General features: G+C 62.9%; 17 protein-coding genes. 6 read left to right on the top strand and 11 right to left on the bottom strand.

Annotated features, from left to right (window positions below; translation table 11 throughout):
• Positions 1–40: 40 nt before the first annotated feature.
• From D1641_RS04745 to D1641_RS04725, 5 genes are all read right to left on the bottom strand, one after another.
• Positions 41–1984 carry an ABC transporter permease gene (locus tag D1641_RS04745; RefSeq protein ID WP_243149257.1) on the bottom strand — a complete coding sequence of 648 codons (1944 nt, stop codon included), beginning with the start codon at positions 1982–1984 and terminating at the stop codon, positions 41–43.
• On the bottom strand, positions 1965–2723 hold the full coding sequence (locus D1641_RS04740; RefSeq protein WP_160663248.1) for an ABC transporter ATP-binding protein: 759 nt from the start codon (positions 2721–2723) through the stop codon (positions 1965–1967). Before D1641_RS04740 ends, D1641_RS04745 begins: the two co-directional genes overlap by 20 nt.
• A gap of 186 nt (positions 2724–2909) precedes the next feature.
• Positions 2910–3911, bottom strand: a complete 1002-nt coding sequence (locus D1641_RS04735; protein WP_160663247.1) for a sensor histidine kinase — start codon at positions 3909–3911, stop codon at positions 2910–2912.
• Positions 3908–4573, bottom strand: coding sequence for a response regulator transcription factor (locus D1641_RS04730; protein WP_160663246.1), 666 nt, complete (start codon positions 4571–4573; stop codon positions 3908–3910). Before D1641_RS04730 ends, D1641_RS04735 begins: the two co-directional genes overlap by 4 nt.
• A 169-nt stretch (positions 4574–4742) precedes the next feature.
• Complete coding sequence (locus tag D1641_RS04725; protein ID WP_160663245.1) at positions 4743–5084, bottom strand: hypothetical protein; 342 nt, start codon at positions 5082–5084, stop codon at positions 4743–4745.
• Positions 5085–5156: 72 nt separating this feature from the next.
• On the opposite strand from D1641_RS04725, the gene D1641_RS04720 reads away from it, so the two are divergent.
• The 5 genes from D1641_RS04720 (at position 5157) to D1641_RS04700 (ending at position 10614) form a co-directional block, all read left to right on the top strand.
• Positions 5157–6332 carry a cation diffusion facilitator family transporter gene (locus D1641_RS04720; RefSeq protein ID WP_160663244.1) on the top strand — a complete coding sequence of 392 codons (1176 nt, stop codon included), beginning with the start codon at positions 5157–5159 and terminating at the stop codon, positions 6330–6332.
• 117 nt (positions 6333–6449) lie between these two features.
• Positions 6450–7142 carry a response regulator transcription factor gene (locus D1641_RS04715; protein ID WP_160663243.1) on the top strand — a complete coding sequence of 231 codons (693 nt, stop codon included), beginning with the start codon at positions 6450–6452 and terminating at the stop codon, positions 7140–7142.
• Positions 7143–7264: 122 nt separating this feature from the next.
• Positions 7265–8713: a HAMP domain-containing sensor histidine kinase gene (locus tag D1641_RS04710; RefSeq protein ID WP_160663242.1), complete on the top strand. Its 1449-nt coding sequence runs from the start codon at positions 7265–7267 to the stop codon at positions 8711–8713.
• A 99-nt stretch (positions 8714–8812) separates the two neighbouring features.
• On the top strand, positions 8813–10042 hold the full coding sequence (locus D1641_RS04705; protein WP_160663241.1) for a trypsin-like peptidase domain-containing protein: 1230 nt from the start codon (positions 8813–8815) through the stop codon (positions 10040–10042).
• Between the two features lie 101 nt (positions 10043–10143).
• Positions 10144–10614, top strand: a complete 471-nt coding sequence (locus D1641_RS04700; RefSeq protein WP_160663240.1) for an 8-oxo-dGTP diphosphatase — start codon at positions 10144–10146, stop codon at positions 10612–10614.
• 38 nt (positions 10615–10652) lie between these two features.
• Here the strand turns inward: D1641_RS04700 and D1641_RS04695 are convergent, their stop codons facing one another.
• The 6 genes from D1641_RS04695 to D1641_RS04670 all read right to left on the bottom strand — a co-directional run bounded on the left by D1641_RS04695 (position 10653) and on the right by D1641_RS04670 (position 15774).
• On the bottom strand, positions 10653–11846 hold the full coding sequence (locus D1641_RS04695) for an LCP family protein (RefSeq protein ID WP_160663239.1): 1194 nt from the start codon (positions 11844–11846) through the stop codon (positions 10653–10655).
• 97 nt (positions 11847–11943) lie between these two features.
• A complete protein-coding gene (locus tag D1641_RS04690) occupies positions 11944–12447 on the bottom strand; it encodes a hypothetical protein (protein WP_160663238.1) in 504 nt (167 codons plus the stop codon).
• A gap of 14 nt (positions 12448–12461) precedes the next feature.
• The gene (locus tag D1641_RS04685; RefSeq protein ID WP_160663237.1) at positions 12462–13352 is read right to left on the bottom strand and encodes a hypothetical protein; all 891 of its coding nucleotides are present in this window, start codon (positions 13350–13352) and stop codon (positions 12462–12464) included.
• A 167-nt stretch (positions 13353–13519) separates the two neighbouring features.
• A complete protein-coding gene (locus D1641_RS04680) occupies positions 13520–13984 on the bottom strand; it encodes an RNA polymerase sigma factor (protein WP_160663236.1) in 465 nt (154 codons plus the stop codon).
• A 194-nt stretch (positions 13985–14178) separates the two neighbouring features.
• A complete protein-coding gene (locus tag D1641_RS04675) occupies positions 14179–15192 on the bottom strand; it encodes an alpha-hydroxy-acid oxidizing protein (RefSeq protein WP_160663235.1) in 1014 nt (337 codons plus the stop codon).
• A 72-nt stretch (positions 15193–15264) separates the two neighbouring features.
• Complete coding sequence (locus D1641_RS04670; protein ID WP_201757243.1) at positions 15265–15774, bottom strand: transcription repressor NadR; 510 nt, start codon at positions 15772–15774, stop codon at positions 15265–15267.
• Positions 15775–15920: 146 nt separating this feature from the next.
• On the opposite strand from D1641_RS04670, the gene D1641_RS04665 reads away from it, so the two are divergent.
• Positions 15921–16622 (top strand): hypothetical protein, encoded by a 702-nt coding sequence (locus D1641_RS04665; protein ID WP_160663234.1) that lies wholly within the window; start codon positions 15921–15923, stop codon positions 16620–16622.
• Positions 16623–16665: the final 43 nt, after the last annotated feature.

The raw sequence follows: 16665 nt of genomic DNA, 5'->3' as shown, positions 1-16665 counted from the left end.
CAGGCCGGGCCCGAAGGCAATGCCAAAAGCTTCTCCGGGCTCACGCCGGCAGCACGTTCCGCTTCAGGCTGGTGTAGGCCAGGACGATATAGACGGCGTAGACCATGAAGAAGACGGACAGGGCGGACAGGACGATCACGCCGGGGCTGGAGGCCCCCACCATCACCCCCGGCTCCGGGAGGCCGGCCAGATGGAGGATAAAGGGCACGCCGATGAGCACCGGGGGGACGGCGGGCAGGGCGTAGTAGATGGTAAACTGGGTGCGCAGGGCTCTTGCCATCTCCCGGCGGTTCATACCCAGCTTTTGCAGCAGGGTAAACTGCCGCTTATACCGCTCGCTCTCGCTGAGCTGCTGGATGGTGAGGATGGTTGCGGCGGTCATGGTGAGGGACAGGGCCAGGTAGTACAGGGGGAAGACACACAGGGCGGTCTGGGAGGCCACATCCGCCTCCTCCTGGGCTCTGGTGGTGATGTCATTGCTGGAAATCCCGGAGCTGGTGCGCTCGTTGATGTCCCAAAGGTCATAAAACTGCGCCCTTGTCACCGGCTGGACCGTCTTGGCGGCGTAGGCCCAGTGGTGAACCGGCAGACCTTCCACCGCCTCGTCCGGCACCACCAGGATGTAGCCCCGCCCGTTGACAGTGCCGCCGCTCTGGGACAGGTGCTCGGTGTACACGCCCCCGGGCTGGAGGGTGACGTCCCCCAGGGTAAGGGGTTCTCGATAATTTTTCAAAACCTCTTCCAGATAGGTCATGCAGTGGAACAGGTACTGCCCCTCTTTCAGCTCCACCGTCCGATAGCCCGCAATGGCCCGCAGGGCGGCGTAGTCGCTCCAGCGCAGGACGGGCTCTTGTACAAAATTGAAATAGTAGTAGACGGTCCGGGATTCGATATAGTCCCGCACTGTGTGGCCGCCGGAGAGGTAGACCTGATACTCCAGGGACTGCTCCACCGGGATATTTTCATGGATGTAATCCAGATAGACGGAGGGGTCCCGGCCGTCCCCCACGCCGAGATACAGGTCAAAACAGGCGTTCTCCGCTGCCCGGCCCTCGAACAGACCCCGGAATACCAGCCCCGTCCCCTCGGAGATGAGGGTGGCGGTGAGGACCATGGAGATGGTAGCCATCAGCACCCCCATGGTGGCAAGCTTGGCAGTGAGGGTGCGGAAGACCAGCAGGGTCACGCCCCGATACTTCCGGGCGGGCCGTCTGTCAAACCAGGCGGGCACCCCGGAGGCGAAGCTGAGGAAGAAGCCGAACAAAAATAAAATCAGACATCCCGCCCCGGCGGTGGCGATGGTAAGGTTCCGCACCATAATCAAAAATGTCCCCGCGACGCCCAGCAGGATGGAGACCCCGAAAATCCAGCGGCGCTTTTTGCCCGTCTGGATGACCACGCCCTCGTTCTGCCGGTCGGCGTAGATCAGGTCGTGAATCTTTGCTTTTCGGATATATTTCCGGCTGCGACGCAGGGCGAAGAGGTAGATCAGGCCAAAGCAGACCAACGTCAGCCCCAGGGCGGGGAGGGAGAAGCCGAAGGAGAAGGTGTAGGGCAGCTTGAACAGGGCCAGAGCCATGGCCCGGAATGCCTGGTAGAGCAGCCCGCCCAGAACGGTGCCCAGCGCCAGGGCGCAGCCCCCCACGGCCAGATTTTCCAGGAAAAACAGCCGGGCCACCTGTCTGTTCTCCAGGCCGATGAGCAGGTAGGTGCCCAGCTCCCGGCCCCGGCGCAGGAGCATAAACCGGGTGGCGTAGGCCACCAGCCAGCCGAAGACGCACACTACCACCACCGTGGCCAGAGCAATCATAAACGACAGCATCTTCATCCCCTCGGACAGGATCTTGACCTCCTGAGAGAAGGTGAGGGCGTTGAAGGAGTAGAGCAGGGCGGCGGCCATGACCACCGTGACGAAGTAGACCAGATAGTCCTTTGCCTGGCGCTTGGCGTTGCGCAGGGAGAGCTCAGATAACGTCACTGACATCACCCCCCAGCGCGGCCAGTACGTCCAGAATCTCGTGGTAGAATACCGGCCTGCCCCGACCGCCCCGGAGCAGCTCGTTGAACACCCGGCCATCCTTCAGGAAGAGCACCCGCTTGGCGTAGCTGGCGCTGTAGGCGTCGTGGGTGACCATGAGGATGGTGGCCCCCAGGTCCCGGTTCATGACGGACATGATCTCCAGCAGGTTCTTGGAGGCCTTGGAGTCCAGGGCCCCGGTGGGCTCATCGGCCAGGAGGAGGGACTGCCCGGCTACCATGGCCCGGGCCACCGCCGTGCGCTGCTTCTGGCCGCCGGACACCTGGTAGGGGAATTTTTCCAGAATGTCGGTGATGCCCAGCTTGCCGGCCACCTCCCGCACCCGGCTCTGCACCGCTCCCGGGTCCTGGCGGTTCAGGGAGAGGGCCAGGCCGATGTTCTCCTCGATGGTCAGGGTGTCCAGCAGGTTGAAGTCCTGGAACACGAACCCCAGCCGCTCCCGGCGGAATTTTGCCAGCTCGCTCTCCGACAGGTCGGCCACGCTCACCCCGTCCAGCAGGATTTTTCCCGCGCTGATGGTGTCGATGGTGGAAATACAGTTGAGCAGAGTGGTCTTGCCCGAGCCGGAGGCCCCCATGATAGCCAGGAACTCCCCGGCCTCCACGTCGAAGCTCACCCGGTCCAGGGCCTTGGTGACATTGTTCTTGCTCCCGTAATATTTTTCAATGTTTTGTACTTGCAGCATAGCGGTTGCCTCCTTTGCTTGTGGCCCTATGGTACACCAAAAGCGAAGGCTGTTGTATCGAATTAATATTGAAGTTCCTTACAGTTTTGTAAGGTTCTCCCCTGTGTAGGGCGCGACGACCTCGGCGCGCCGTGTTTTCATTTGGGATGCATCCTTGGGAAGGCGGGCTGCCGGGGTCGTCAGCCCCTACAGGGCCTCTCTGGCCGGGAAGGTCAGGGTCACGACGGTCCCGGCCCCCTCCTCCGAGGAAATTTCCAGCCCCAGCTCCAGAAAGACGGCCAGCTTTTTGCACAGATACAGCCCGATGCCGGTGGAGCCGCCCCGGGCCCGGCCGTTGCTGCCGGTGAAGCCCCGGTCGAAGACCCGGGGCAGCTCCTGGGCCGGGATGCCCAGGCCGTTGTCCGCCACCGTGAGCTGCACCTGCCGGCCCAGAGGGCGGGCGGAGATGGTGACTACCGGCTCCGGCCCCCGGTAGCGGGCGGCGTTTTGCAGGAGCTGGCCCAAAATGAAGGCCGCCCACTTCCCGTCGGTGTAAACGGAGCGGTCCAGGCCGTCCGTCTCCACCCGGACGCCGCTCTGAATCAGAAGGGCGCGGTGCTCCCCCACCGCCTGGGCCACAAGCTGGGACAGCTGGGTCTGGCGGATTACGCAGTCCCGCTCCGGGCTCTCCGCCCGGGCGTAGAACAGGGCCCGCTCCACGTGCTCCTCAATCCGGGCCAGCTCCCCGGTAAGCCTGCGGCGGACGCCGCTGTCCAGCTCCCGGCAGATGAGCCGGGCGGCGGTGATGGGGGTCTTGATCTCGTGAACCCAGCCCTCCACATAATCCCGATACTCCCGCTGGGCCGCCCGGGCGTCGGACACCGCCCCGGTCATGGCCCGGCCCGCCCGGCGGGTCAGCTCAAACAGCCGCCGCTCATAGAGATTTTTGGGGGCCGGGGCACACTCCGCAAAGAGGTATTTCTGGTCCAACCCGTCCAGAACAGCCTCCAGCTCCCGAAGCCGGGCCCGCTGGCGGAAAAAGTCGGACAGCTGCACCCCGCAGAAAACCAGCAGCAGGGCCAGGAGCAGGACGGCCAGCACTCCGGGCTGGGTGCCGGTGGCCCGGAGGAAAAAGGCGGCCACGGCGACGCAGATCACCTGAATCAGGAGCCGGTTCAGGCGGTCGGAGATAAATTCCCGCAGTCTCATAGCTGATACCCCATTCCCCGGCGGGTTTTGATGAAGCCTGGCAGGCCGATCTCTTCCAGCCTGGCCCGAAGCCGGGTCATGTTCACGCTGAGGGTGTTGTCGTCGATATAAATCTGACTGTCCCACAGCGCGTCGATCAGGTCGGCCCGGGAGACAATCTGGCCGGCACGGGCCATAAGGTGGGCCAGAATCTTCAGCTCGTTCCGGGTCAGCTCCGCCGACCTGCCCCCTGCCGACACCGTCCCCCGGGTGAGGTGGAGGGTGAGTCCCCCCGCCTCCAGGGTGTCGGGCTCCGCCGGGCCGCCGGCCCGGCGGAGGACAGCCCGGATTCTGGCCAGCAGCACCGGGATGTTGTAGGGCTTGGTGATGTAGTCGTCGCCCCCCAGGCTCAGGGCCCGCAGCTCGTCAGAGGCGGAGTCCCGGCTGGTGACGAAGATAATGGGGGTCCGGCTGTTTTTCCGGATGTCGGCGCACAGGGACATGCCGTCCCGGCCGGGCAGTCCCAGGTCCAGCAGAATCAGGTCGGGGGCCGCCGCCCGGACCTGGTCGGGCACATGGTCAAACCCGGTGACAGCCGCCGTCTCATAGCCCTCGTTCTCCAGGAGCAGGGCCAGCTCCTCCCGGATGGCGGGGTCGTCCTCCACAATGATGATCTTGGGCATAATGGCAAACCGCCTCCTCTTGTCTGCCCTATCTTAGCACAGCCGGGCCAATCTGTCCACCGCAGGCGGGCATAGAAGGACGAGCAAAGAGCCCCGGTTTTCACCGGGGCTCTTTGCCTGTGTGTTGTAAAAGGAGAGGGAGAAATGGGAGATACATGATGTAGCTCAGCTACAACGTCATCTTAAAAGATAAATACGGCGATTTCATGACCTCCACGTGAACTTTTTGTAAACTCCCCTCCCGGCGGAAAACGCGGCAGCTTTCAACAGGCGGCAGGCGGCCCCGGCAATCGCCGGGGCCGCCTGCCTTGTGTGTTGTAAAGGAGAGAGAAAGGAGATACATTTCATTCACTTGGCACGGTCTTATCATAGAATAGGAATAAGGCAAAATCATGACTCCGGGGTGAACTTTTTGTGAACAATCCCGGATATTCTCCCGCCCCGGCCCCAATTCAGCCGGCATCTGGATTTTATCTTGATTCAGGGGCGGCTTCATGGTAAAATGGCTCATTATCAGGCCGCCGGAGGCTCCGGCAGGCCAACGCGGGCGCGGCCGGCGCCGCTGAGCCGAGAGGTACTGCTTATGGATGCTTTTCTGCGTTTTTGTATTGGAACGGGAGACCCCCGAGCCCCGGAGACCCGGCAGCGGTGCGGCGTGCTGTCCGGGGGAATCGGCATCGCCCTGAACCTGCTGCTCTTTCTGGGCAAGCTCACTGCGGGCATGGTCACCGCCTCCATCGCCGTCACCGCCGACGCCTTTAACAACCTGTCCGACGCGGCCTCCTCCGTGGTCACCCTGGTGGGCTTCCGGCTGGCCGGCCAGAAGGCGGACGAGGAGCACCCCTTCGGCCACGGCCGGATGGAGTATCTGGCCGGGCTGGTGGTGGCCATGCTCATCCTGCTTGTGGGGGTGGAGCTGGCCCAGTCCTCCTTTGAGAAGATTCTTCACCCGGAGCCGGTGTCTCTCTCCGTCCTGTCGGCGGTCATCCTGGCGGTCTCGGTGGCGGTGAAGCTGTGGATGTTCTGGTTCAACCGGGGGCTGTCCAAACGGATTCAGTCCGCCGCCCTGTCGGCCACCGCCGCCGACTCCCTGTCCGACGCGGCCGCCACCGGCATCCTGCTGCTGGGCCTGCTGGCCGGGCATTTTCTCAGCCTCCCGCTGGACGGCTGGCTGGGTCTGGGGGTGGCGCTGTTTATTCTGCGCACCGGCTGGGCCGCCGCCAAGGACACCGCAGACCCCCTGCTGGGCCGGCCCATGAACCGGGCTCTGGCGGAGGACATCGACCGCATCGTCCTGGGCCACCCCTATATCCTGGGCATCCACGACCTGGTCTATCACGACTACGGCCCCGGCCGGGCCATGATGTCCTTTCATGCTGAGGTTCCGGCCAACGCCGACCTGCTGGAGGTCCACGACGTCATCGACCACGTGGAGCGTGAGCTGAAGGCGAAGCACCAGATTGAGACCTGCATTCACATGGACCCGGTGGTTCAGGACGGGCGGACGGAGGCCATCCGGACCCAGGTGGCCGGCATCGCCCGGGGGATCGACCCTGTCCTCACCATCCACGACTTCCGGATCACCGCGGGCCCCATCCACACCAACCTCCTCTTCGACGTGGTGGTGCCCTACGGCTTCCGCCTGTCCGACGGGGAGGTGCGCGCCGCCCTGGCCGAGGGAATCAAGGGGCTCTCCGACCGATATTTTCCGGTGATTCAGGTGGACCACTCCTATGTGGAGGAGCAGAAAGCACCGTAATTCACAAATTATTCACCCAAGTGTCTCCATTTGCGTTATAATAATAGAGGTATATCCTGCAGGGACGGACAATGTCCGACCGTGCAAGGTTTGATGAAAAGAGCGAGGTGTCCCGTCATGTCCAAAAAGGTTCTGATCGTCGAGGACGACGCCAACATAGCCGAGCTGCTCCACCTCTACCTGGAAAAAGAGGGCTTTGAGACCCAGGTTGCCAAGGATGGGGGCAAGGGGGTGGAGCTCTTTCGCTCCTTCCAGCCCGACCTGGTGCTGCTGGACATCATGCTGCCCATTATGGACGGCTGGTCTGTACTGAAAAAGATTCGCGAGGGGGACAAGACTCCCGTCATCATGCTCACTGCCAAGGGGGAGACGGAGGACAAGGTCTCCGGCCTGGAGCAGGGGGCGGACGACTACATCGTCAAGCCCTTCGAGATGAAGGAGGTGCTGGCCCGCATCCGGGCGGTGCTGCGCCGCAGCGGCGGCGAGGAGGAGACCGGGGAGAAAAAGCTGTCCTTCGACAAGCTGGTCATCAACCTGGACTCCTACGAGCTGCTGGTAGACGGCCAGCGGGTGGACACCCCTCCCAAGGAGCTGGAGCTGCTGTTCCATCTGGCCTCCTCCCCCAACCGGGTGTTCACCCGGAACCAGCTGCTGGACGAGGTGTGGGGCTTCGACTACTTCGGCGACAGCCGCACGGTGGACGTCCACATCAAGCGACTGCGGGAGAAGCTGGAGGGGGTCAGCGACCAGTGGCGGCTCAAGACCGTCTGGGGCGTGGGGTACAAATTCGAGCTGGGAACGGCGGGGTAGCATGCTCCCTTTGTAGGGCGCGACGACCCCGGCGCGCCGCCTGACCCGATACCGTTCCCTTGACGTGCGGGCCGCCGAGGTCGTCGGCCCCTACACATCGTTCATCTGAGAGGTGATCTTCCATGCGTTCTCTCTACCGCCGCCAGCTGACCATGATGGTGAGCATCATGCTGGTATCCTTCACTCTGCTGGCCGGGGCCTTCATGCTCCTGTCCTACCGCTATATCATCGGCGAGACCCGGGACTCGGTGGAGCGCAACGCGGGGTACATCTCCAGCTTCACCTCCACCTACTACCGGCGCTACCTCACCCTGGACGTCCAGGACGAGTTCTATAGCAGCTATGTGGCCACTATCGCCATGATTTCCAACTCCCACATCATCGTAGCCGACCCGGCTGGCGGCATCCTCTACGCCGCCGCCCCGGACGACGGGTATGGCTACAGCTTTGAAAACAGCGTGCTGCCCGAGGGCATTGTCTCCGAGGTGCGGAGCAGGGGCTCCTTCAACGGCATGACCAATCTGGGCGGCATCTACCCGGAGCGCCGGTATGTGTCCGCCCTGCTGGTTACCAATCAGATTGTTGGGCAGCCCATGGTCCAGGGGATGGTGCTGGTTGCGGCCGACGCCTCCAACCTCAGCGAGATGTGGTCCTCCACCGCCACCATCTTTTTCTTCTCCGCTGTGGTTGTGTTTTTGATCTCCGTCATTGCCAGCACCCTCACCTCCGCCTACCAGACCCGGCCTTTGAACGAGATGGCCGAGGCTGCCCGGAAATTCGGCCAGGGGGAGTTCGACGTGCGGGTGGAGGGCTATGAGGACCGGGGGGATGAGGTCAGCGCCCTGGCCGAGGCCTTCAACTCCATGGCAAACTCCCTGGAGAAGGTGGAGAGCCAGCGCTCGGAGTTCATCGCCAACGTCTCCCACGAGCTGAAAACCCCCATGACCACCATCGCCGGTTTTGCTGAGGGCATTCTGGACGGCACCGTCCCCCCGGAGCGGGAGCGGGAGTCCCTGGAGATCGTGGTGTCCGAGACCCGGCGCCTGAGCCGCCTGGTGCGGCGGATGCTGGACCTCAGCCGGCTCAACGCCCTGGCCGAGAGCACCGTCACCGCCCAGGAGACCTTTGACCTCACCGAGGTCATGTCCCGGGTGCTCATCAGTCTGGAGGCAAAAATCACCAGCCGTCAGCTGGATGTGGACGTTCAGATGCCCGAGGGCAAGCTGATGGTCTGGGGAGACCCGGACTCCATCACCCAGGTGTGCTACAATTTGCTGGACAACGCGGCCAAGTTCGCCGCCCCTGGCACCACTATCTCCATCCAGATTGCGAAGAAGGACGGCAAGGCTCACACCACCATCCGCAACCTGGGTGCCACCATCCCTCCGGAGGAGCTGCCCCTGCTCTTCGAACGGTTCCACAAGGCGGACTACTCCCGCTCTATGGACCGGGAGGGGGTTGGTCTGGGGCTGTATATCGTCAAGACCATTCTGGGCGGTCTGAAGGAGAATATCACCGTCACCAGCGAGGATGGGGTGACCCAGTTCCACTTCACGCTGACCCTGGCGTGACATTTGCAGGGGCGGACATTGTCCGCCCGCTTGTACCGCGCCTGTTTCTTGCGGGCGGACAATGTCCGCCCCTACGCCTATTCCAATGGGGGTGTCATAATGGACAACCAAAACGGCCTGTGGCAGGGCGGACCCTGGGAGCAGCCCTCCCCCGACTTCCCTGACCCGCCCGCCGTCCGCATTCCGGTGGCCAGTGTCTCCCGCCGCCCTGTGCTGCGGGCCCGGCGGAAACGGCGCCGATGGCCCGCCTTTGTGGGCGTCGCGTCGCTGGTTCTGGTGGTCTGCCTTTCCGTCGTCCTGCTGGATCGGTATTTTAACCAGAAGCTGTTCGTCCAGGACCGCTTCCCCTCCATCGGGGAGGAGGTCCGCCAGGACGAGGAGTACGACCGCACTCCGCCCTCCATCGCCCAGGCCGACACCGGCACGGGCGTGACCCTCTCCCTCCTGCCCAGCCAGGGTGAGAAGCTGGACTATATTCAGATCTACCAGCAGGCGGCCCCCTCCACCGTATCCATTGAGTCCGCCCTCGACCGGGGCTACAGCTCGGGCACCGGCGTGGTCCTCACCCAAGACGGCTATCTCATCACCAACGCCCACGTGGTGGCCGGAGCCCGGTCCGTGCAGGTGACCCTCTACGATAACCGGATTTTGAAGGCCAGCCTGGTAGGCTTCGACCCGGTGGAGGACTTGGCCGTTCTCAAGGTGGAGGCCGATGGCCTGATCCCCGCCCAATTCGGCGACTCCAATCTCCTGCGCATCGGCGAGCCGGTAGCCGCCCTGGGGGATTCTCTGGGCTACCGGAGCACCTTTACCGACGGCATCGTCTCCGCCCTTGACCGGGAGGTACAGGTGGACGACACCACCATGATTCTGATCCAGACCAGCGCCGCCATCAACTTTGGCAACTCCGGCGGCCCGCTGATGAACCAGTACGGCCAGGTGGTGGGCATCAACACGGTGAAGATCGTCTCAGACGACGGCTCCGCTGAGGGCTTAGGCTTCGCCATCCCCTCCCGGCGGGTGAAGTACGTGGCCGACCACCTGATCGCCGGTGAGGAGATCAAGGCTGGCGTATTCGGCTTCATGGTCTACACCAAGCCCGTGCCTGAGGGCGGCGTGCAGCTTCAAAGCGTGGAGAAATCCAGCGACGCCTGGACCAAGGGCCTGCGTGCGGGAGATATCATCATCGCCGCCAACGGCCAGCCCGTCACCGGCCTCCAGGACCTGACCCGGCTGAAGCTGGGCCTGGGCGCCGGGGACGCCGTCACCCTCACCTGTCTGCGGGACGGGGAGGAGTTTACGGTGGATGTGGAGCTGATTGAGGCGTGAGCGTTTTTCTTTTCTTTCTTTTAAAAAAGAAAGAAAAGAAGCAAAAGAAAGAAAACTTTGGTGCAAAACTGCGTTTTGCTCCCTGGGAAAGAAGAAGTGGTATGATTAACACGACGCTCTGTTATATTCAGCGGGGGAACGACTACCTGATGCTCCACCGGGTGAAGAAGGAGAACGATCTGAACAAGGACAAGTGGATTGGCGTCGGCGGGAAATTTTTGGACAAGGAGAGCCCTGAGGACTGCCTGCTCCGGGAGGTTTTCGAGGAGACCGGGCTAAAGCTCACCAGCTGGCGCTATCGGGGGATTGTCACCTTCGTCTCCGACCGCTGGCCCACCGAGTATATGCACCTGTTCACCGCAGACGGCTTCACCGGCGAGCTGCGGGAGTGCGACGAGGGGGTGCTGGAGTGGCTGCCCCAGGAGCGTCTGCTGGAGCTTCCCCACTGGGAGGGGGACGCCATCTTTTTGGACCTGATCCGGCAGGACGCGCCCTTCTTCTCCCTGAAGGTGCGGTACGAGGGGGACCGGCTGGCCGAGGCCGTCCTCAACGGAACGGCCATGAAGGGTTAAAAAATCCCGCGGTCCTTCGACCGCGGGATTTTTTGTGCTCAATGGTATTTCTCTGCCTTGGCCAGGTTCAGGTCCTCCAGGGTGAGGGGCCTGGTGTAGGGGTTGACCAAGCGGTTGACCAGGTCCAGCGTCCCCTCCGGGTCCAGCTCATAGCAGTAGTTATAGCCCCGGTAGACGCCGTCTCCCCGTCCAGGCAGGGTGGCCGTCTCCACAGCGGTAGAGGGGTCCAGATTGATGCCCTCCTTGGCGAAGTAGAGCATGTCGTTCAGGGTGAGATTGGTATCCACGCTCTCATTAAAGATTTCCACAAAGCCGTTGACCCGGGTAATGCTGTTCCAGGACAGCACCTTCTTGGCCAGGGCCACCAGCACCAGCTGCTGGGTCTCGGTGCGGCCCACGTCGGAGTAGCCGCTGCCGTCGTTGTTTTTCCGGAACCGGACCACCTCCATGGCCTGCTTGCCGTTCAGGTGGGCCGGTCCCTTTTTATAGTGGATATGCAGGTCCTGATAGGGGTCGTCGTAGTCCATATTACAGGGGATATTGATGTCAACCCCCTCCAGATAATCTACCAGCGAGATAAAGCCCTTGAGATTCACCTTGATGTAGTAGTGGATGGGGATGCCCAGCATGTCAGACACGTCGGCCATCCGCTGCTCCAGCCCCCCCTTGCCATAGACCAGCCGGGGGTTGCCGCTCTTCCGGGCCACCAGAGTATCCCGGGGGATGGAGATCACCCCCACGGTCTGGTTTTTGATGTCATAGCTCATGACCATCATGGTGTCGCTCAGGCTCCCGCCCTTGTCTGTGGCGGCCAGGAAGATGTTATACACCAGCTCCCGCTGCTCCAGGCTGGGGGCGGCAGGAGGCGCCGCGCTGGCGCTGCCGCCGCTCACGTCCTGCCCCTTGGAGGGGGTATTGGTCTGCGGAGGAGGCGTCAGGTCCTCCTGTCCGGGGGCCCGGATCAGCACCTTGCTGCCCACATATATCGCCACAATGATGATGGACAGCACCACCAGCACCTTGTAAAAGCTCATCAGGGCCGACACTGCCCAGTCCCCGCCGCTCTTCTTCCGTCTGGGCGGCTCGCCGCCCCAGTCGTCCCAATCGCTGTCCCGCTCCCGGACGGACGCGCTCCGTCTGGGAGGCTCCTCCCGATGTCCGGAGCGCCGCTGAGCGGGGGCCTCCCGCCGGCCCGGGGAACGGCGGGACATATTCAGATATTTCTCTTCCAAAGGGGTCCCTCCCCGATTTTATTCCTCTCAAGTATACTCACTTCGACCCCCTTCGGCAAGAGAAAAATCCGCAATTCATAAAAAGTTAAGAATTATGTCAATCGGGAAGGTTCCGGTCCAGGATGCCCTGAATCTGCTCCACCTGCTCCTGGGTCAGCTCCGCCTGGCTGTCCCCACAGCGGGCGTAGCTCTCGGACAGGTTGACGCCGTAGGGCTCCTCGCTGAACTCCGTCTCCACCAAATACTCGGGCAGGCACCGGCAGATCCCCTCGCTGTAGTCCAGATGGATCAGCAGGTCGGTGAGGGCAACGGAGTCGCCGCCCCAGAAGGAGGCCGCCTTAGGGTCGTCCACCAGCCGGCCGTTCTCGGTCACCTCGGTGATGGTGTTGCCGCAGTAGATCATCGGCTCGTGGGGAAGGATGTTGTCACCCTCCGCCGGCTGGTGGCTGTGGTCGGGCTCCTCAGGCTGGGAGACGTCCGCCTTGGGAAGGGGCTCCGGGACGCTCCCCGGCTCCGAAGCGCCGCCGACGGCCTGAGCCCCGCAGGACACCAGAGCCAGAGCCAAAATCAGGGCCAATACAGCCGCAAGATACCGTTTCATGTGATAATTCCTCCTCATATTACATTTTGTAGATAGAGTCCCTCCAAAACAGACTGCTGGACAAACCGGGACACCATCTCCTCCACCTCACCGCCCTGGCCTTCAAGGCCATAGAGGGTAAACCGGCATCCCACACCGTTGGCGATGAACTCCACCTCGCGGCTCTCAGGCATCCACACCTCCCGGTCGGGGCCCTCGCCGTGGATACCGGAGCGGCGGGCAGTCACCTCCACCCCCCAGACCTCGGTCACAGCGTGGGGCTCAGTGATCACACAGGTGAGGGGGATGGCGTCCGGGGCCAGCTCCAGCTCGAAAAAGAAATCATCCTGCTTTCCAGCAAGAAACATCTGCCACACCTTGCCGTCTCCGTCGAAAATGATCCTCCCGGTAAACTCAAATCCGCCCCAGCCCAACTGTTCCAAGGCTTCCGCTCCACCCGCCAGGGCAATCACATCATCCCGGGTCAGTTCCCGGCTGGTGGAGTCCTCCGGAGCGGCATAGTCCATGGAGATCTTTGCTGACTCTCTGCTCTCTTCCGCGCTGAGGCCGTAGTTAATTCTGGGGAGCCCATCGGATTTGTAGTCAGAGTCCAGCGCGGGCAGGCCATCAAGCGCAGCGGAGGAACCTGGGGCCAGGTCCTCCGGCCCCACCACATCCTTCTCCCCCGGTTTGGGCTCATAGCCGGGGGCAAACTGGGCGGCGCTTTTCAGGTCGTTCGCCGGGGCCCGCCCGGGGGCCAGCCGCCACACCCCCACCCCGATGATGAGGGCGGCGCAGGCGGCCAGAGCGCCGTACCTGGCCCAGACAGGGCTCCGCCGCCGCCCGGTAGGCCCAAGATTCAGCAGTCTCTCGTGAGTCTCAGTAGAAATTTCCTGCCGTTTCATATACGAACTGTAATTATTCATCAGCATTCTCCTTATTGTCGCAAATTCTGTAGGGCGGGACGACCTCGGCCCGCCGCCTGTAGGGGCGGATATCATCCGCCCGCGTCATCCTCCATCTACAGGACGGGATGACCCCGGCTCGCCGCCCTACATGATCGGCCTAAAACGGCGCGCCGGGTCGTCGCGCCCTACAGATCCATCAATTTCTTCAGCCGCTCCCGGGCCCGGAACAGCCGAGAGCGCACTGTCCCCGGCTGACAGCCCAGCATTTTGGCGATCTCCGCTGTGGAGTAGCCCTCGTAGTAGTGCAGGTGAATGACCGCCCGGTCCTCCGGCGGGAGGGAAAACAGCTCCTCCAGCTCCTCCTGTTCCTCCGGGCCGGGAGCGGGCAGAGTGTCCGGGAGGGGGCCCACCCGCCGCCAGGCCAGCCGCAGCCGGCTCTTGCAGCCGTTGACCAGCACCCGCATCAGCCAGGCGGAGGGGTGCTCCAGATTTTCCGGAGCCCTTTCCAGATACCGGACAAATGCGTCCTGGACGGCGTCCTCCGCCTCCTGGGGGTGGCCCAAAATGGCCAGGGCCGCCCGGTACAGGCGGTTTTCGTTTTCAGTGACAAGGCTTTCCCAATCCACCGGCCGGTTGGATCTCTGGGACATGAGGCCACCTCCTTTCAATGATATAGACGTTTGAGGAGAACAAAATGTTGCAGGAAAAAGAAAAAGCCTCCCTTTTACAAGGGAGGGGAACCGCCGCCGAAGGCGGTGGTGGAGGGTTTTCTCCTTTAGCGTCGTTGAAGAAAACCCCCACCCGGTTTCGCCGGGAGCCCCCTTTGCGAAGGGGGCCGCCGGTGTTAGAAAATCATTTCCCTGGAAATCTCCCCCAGAGAGTGGACACCGCACATGGCCATGGTATCGGCCAGCTCGGTTCTGATTTTATCGGTCAGGACCTTCACGCCCTCGGCTCCGCCGCCGTAGACGGCGGTGACATAGGGCCGGGCCAGGATGCAGGCGTCTGCCCCCAGGGCCAGGGCCTTGCACACGTCCACGCCGGAGCGGATACCTCCGTCCACCAGGATGGTCATCTGCCCCTTGACAGCCTCGGCGATGGCGGGGAGGACCTCGGCGGTGGCGGGGACGCCGTCCTGGACCCGGCCGCCGTGGTTGGAGACAACAATTCCGGCGGCCCCGGCCTCCAAAGCCTTCCGGGCTCCTTTGACGGTCATGATCCCCTTGATGATAAAGGGCACCCTGGCGTACTCGATGATTTCCCGCAGCTCATCCACCGTCTTGGACCCGGCGGGGGGCTGGAGGCCCTTCAGGAAGGGCAGGCCGGCGGCGTCGATGTCCATGGCGAACATCTGGGCTCCGGACTCCTTGGCGGCGTCCAGCTTGGCGAAGAGGGTATCCCGGTCCCAGGGCTTCACCGTGGGGATGCCCTTGCCCCCGTTGGCGCCGATGGCCCTGGCGGCGGCGGCAAAGACGTCGGGGTTGGTGCCGTCGCCGGTGAAGGCGGCGATGCCGGCCTGGACGCAGGCGGGCACCAGAATGTCGTTGTACTCCAGGTCGGTAAACTTGTCGCCGTAGTGCAGCTTCACCGCCCCCACCGGGCCGGCAAAGACGGGCAGCTCATAGGTCTGGCCGAATATTGTAAACCGGGTGTCCACCGGGCCGTTGGCACAGATGGTGTCCATGTTCAGACAAATATCCTGCCAGGCGTCGTAGTTGCGCGCGGCCACCGTACCTGAGCCCTTGGCCCCCGGGCCGGGCATGGTATTTTTACAGGCCCGCCCGTTGCACACCGGGCAGGCCTTGCAGAACGGCCCGCTGCACGTCCGGGCAGCTTCCAAAACTTCCTGATATGTCATAGATGACTCCTCCTTATTTCTCTTTTCCAATCATACCGTCTTCCCGCCCCTCCGTCAAGAAAAAGGGGTATTTCACCGATAAAGAAAATCCAGCTTCTCCAGCGCCTCCCGCACCCGGCCGGCAGCACCCTGGTCGGGGCAGAGCACCGTGTGCAGGTGGACCCCCTCGGTGAGCTGAGACAGGGGGGCGGCGGCCTCCTGGCGGCAGCGGGCCACGAACTGCTCCACCTCATATCGGCTGGACAGCCGCAGCGGGCCGGTGAGCTGGCCATAGATCGGGTGCTCCACAATGACGTCCAGCACAGTACACCCCTGGTCCACCATCGCGTTGAGCTCCTCGCTCATCTGGTCCGCCCGGTGGCGGCAGGCGAAGGTGCATATCATCCCGGCGGGCGGATGGGGCAGAAGGTAACCCCGGGGGGTGGCGGTGATGTCCAGCCCTCCCGCCCGGAGAAGGGCCACATCGCCCACAATGATCTGCCGGCTCACCGACAGCTCCCTGGCCAGGGCGGCTGCGCTCAGCGGGCCGCTGCTGTCCGCCAGCCGGCGGGCGATGGCCTGTCTGCGCTGCTGGGCATCCATAGCGATTCCTCCCTTCTGTCTCCGCTCAGTATATCACAATAAAATTTCCCCGGCAAGATTGACTTTCCCCCAAGACCGTCTTAAAATAAGGAGTATCGGCTGGAGCAATCCCTCCAGATCAAGAACAGAAAAGGAGACTTTCATCTATGGGTAAATGGAAACGCATGCTTGCGGCGGCAGCTGCCGCCGCCCTTCTGGCGGCTCTGGCCGGCTGCCAGAGCACGACAAAGGACGCCACCGTCTATGTAAAGGGCGAGCTGGACGCCACCTACCTGGGCACCTTCGACCAGGCCTACATCGACGTGGTCCACGACATGACCGAGGCCGACGCCAAGAAGCAGTATGAGAACAACGTAGAGTGGGAGGCCGAGATCCTGGTGGAAAGCTGGCTGCCCGTCGATATGCCCACCGACGCGGTCTACGACCGGGCGGAGGAGGTCGTCGCCAAGATTTACTCCCACGCCAAATACACCGTGGCCGACGCGGAGAAGCTGAAAAGCGGCGATCTGGCCGTGGAGGTCACCGTCTCCCCTATCGAGGTCATCCCCTTGCTCACCGAGGACTTTATGGAACAGAGCTGGTATGACCTTCTGGAGGCCAACGGCGTCACAACCCAGGAGCAGCTGGACGCCCTCTCCGACGAGGAGTATCAGGCCCTGGACGAGAAGTACGCCCTGGCCCTGCTGGATGAGCTGGAGGACCTCATCGACGACCTGACCTATGGCGAGGACCAGGTCATCATGCTCCAGCTGAAGAAGGACAGCGACGGCTACTACTCCCTGGTGGAAACTGGCTGGCAGAAGCTGGATGAGGTCATGATCGACTACTCCGGCACCTACGCCAAATAAAACCCGGCCGCCTCCCCTCCCGGGGAGGCGGTTTTTTGCCTCT

This window comes from Colidextribacter sp. OB.20, assembly GCF_009911595.1.
In the GTDB taxonomy this organism is placed as follows: Bacteria; Bacillota; Clostridia; order Oscillospirales; family Oscillospiraceae; genus Lawsonibacter.
The sequence above is the reverse complement of the archived record's forward strand: the minus strand, read 5'-3'. Positions and strand labels throughout refer to the sequence as shown.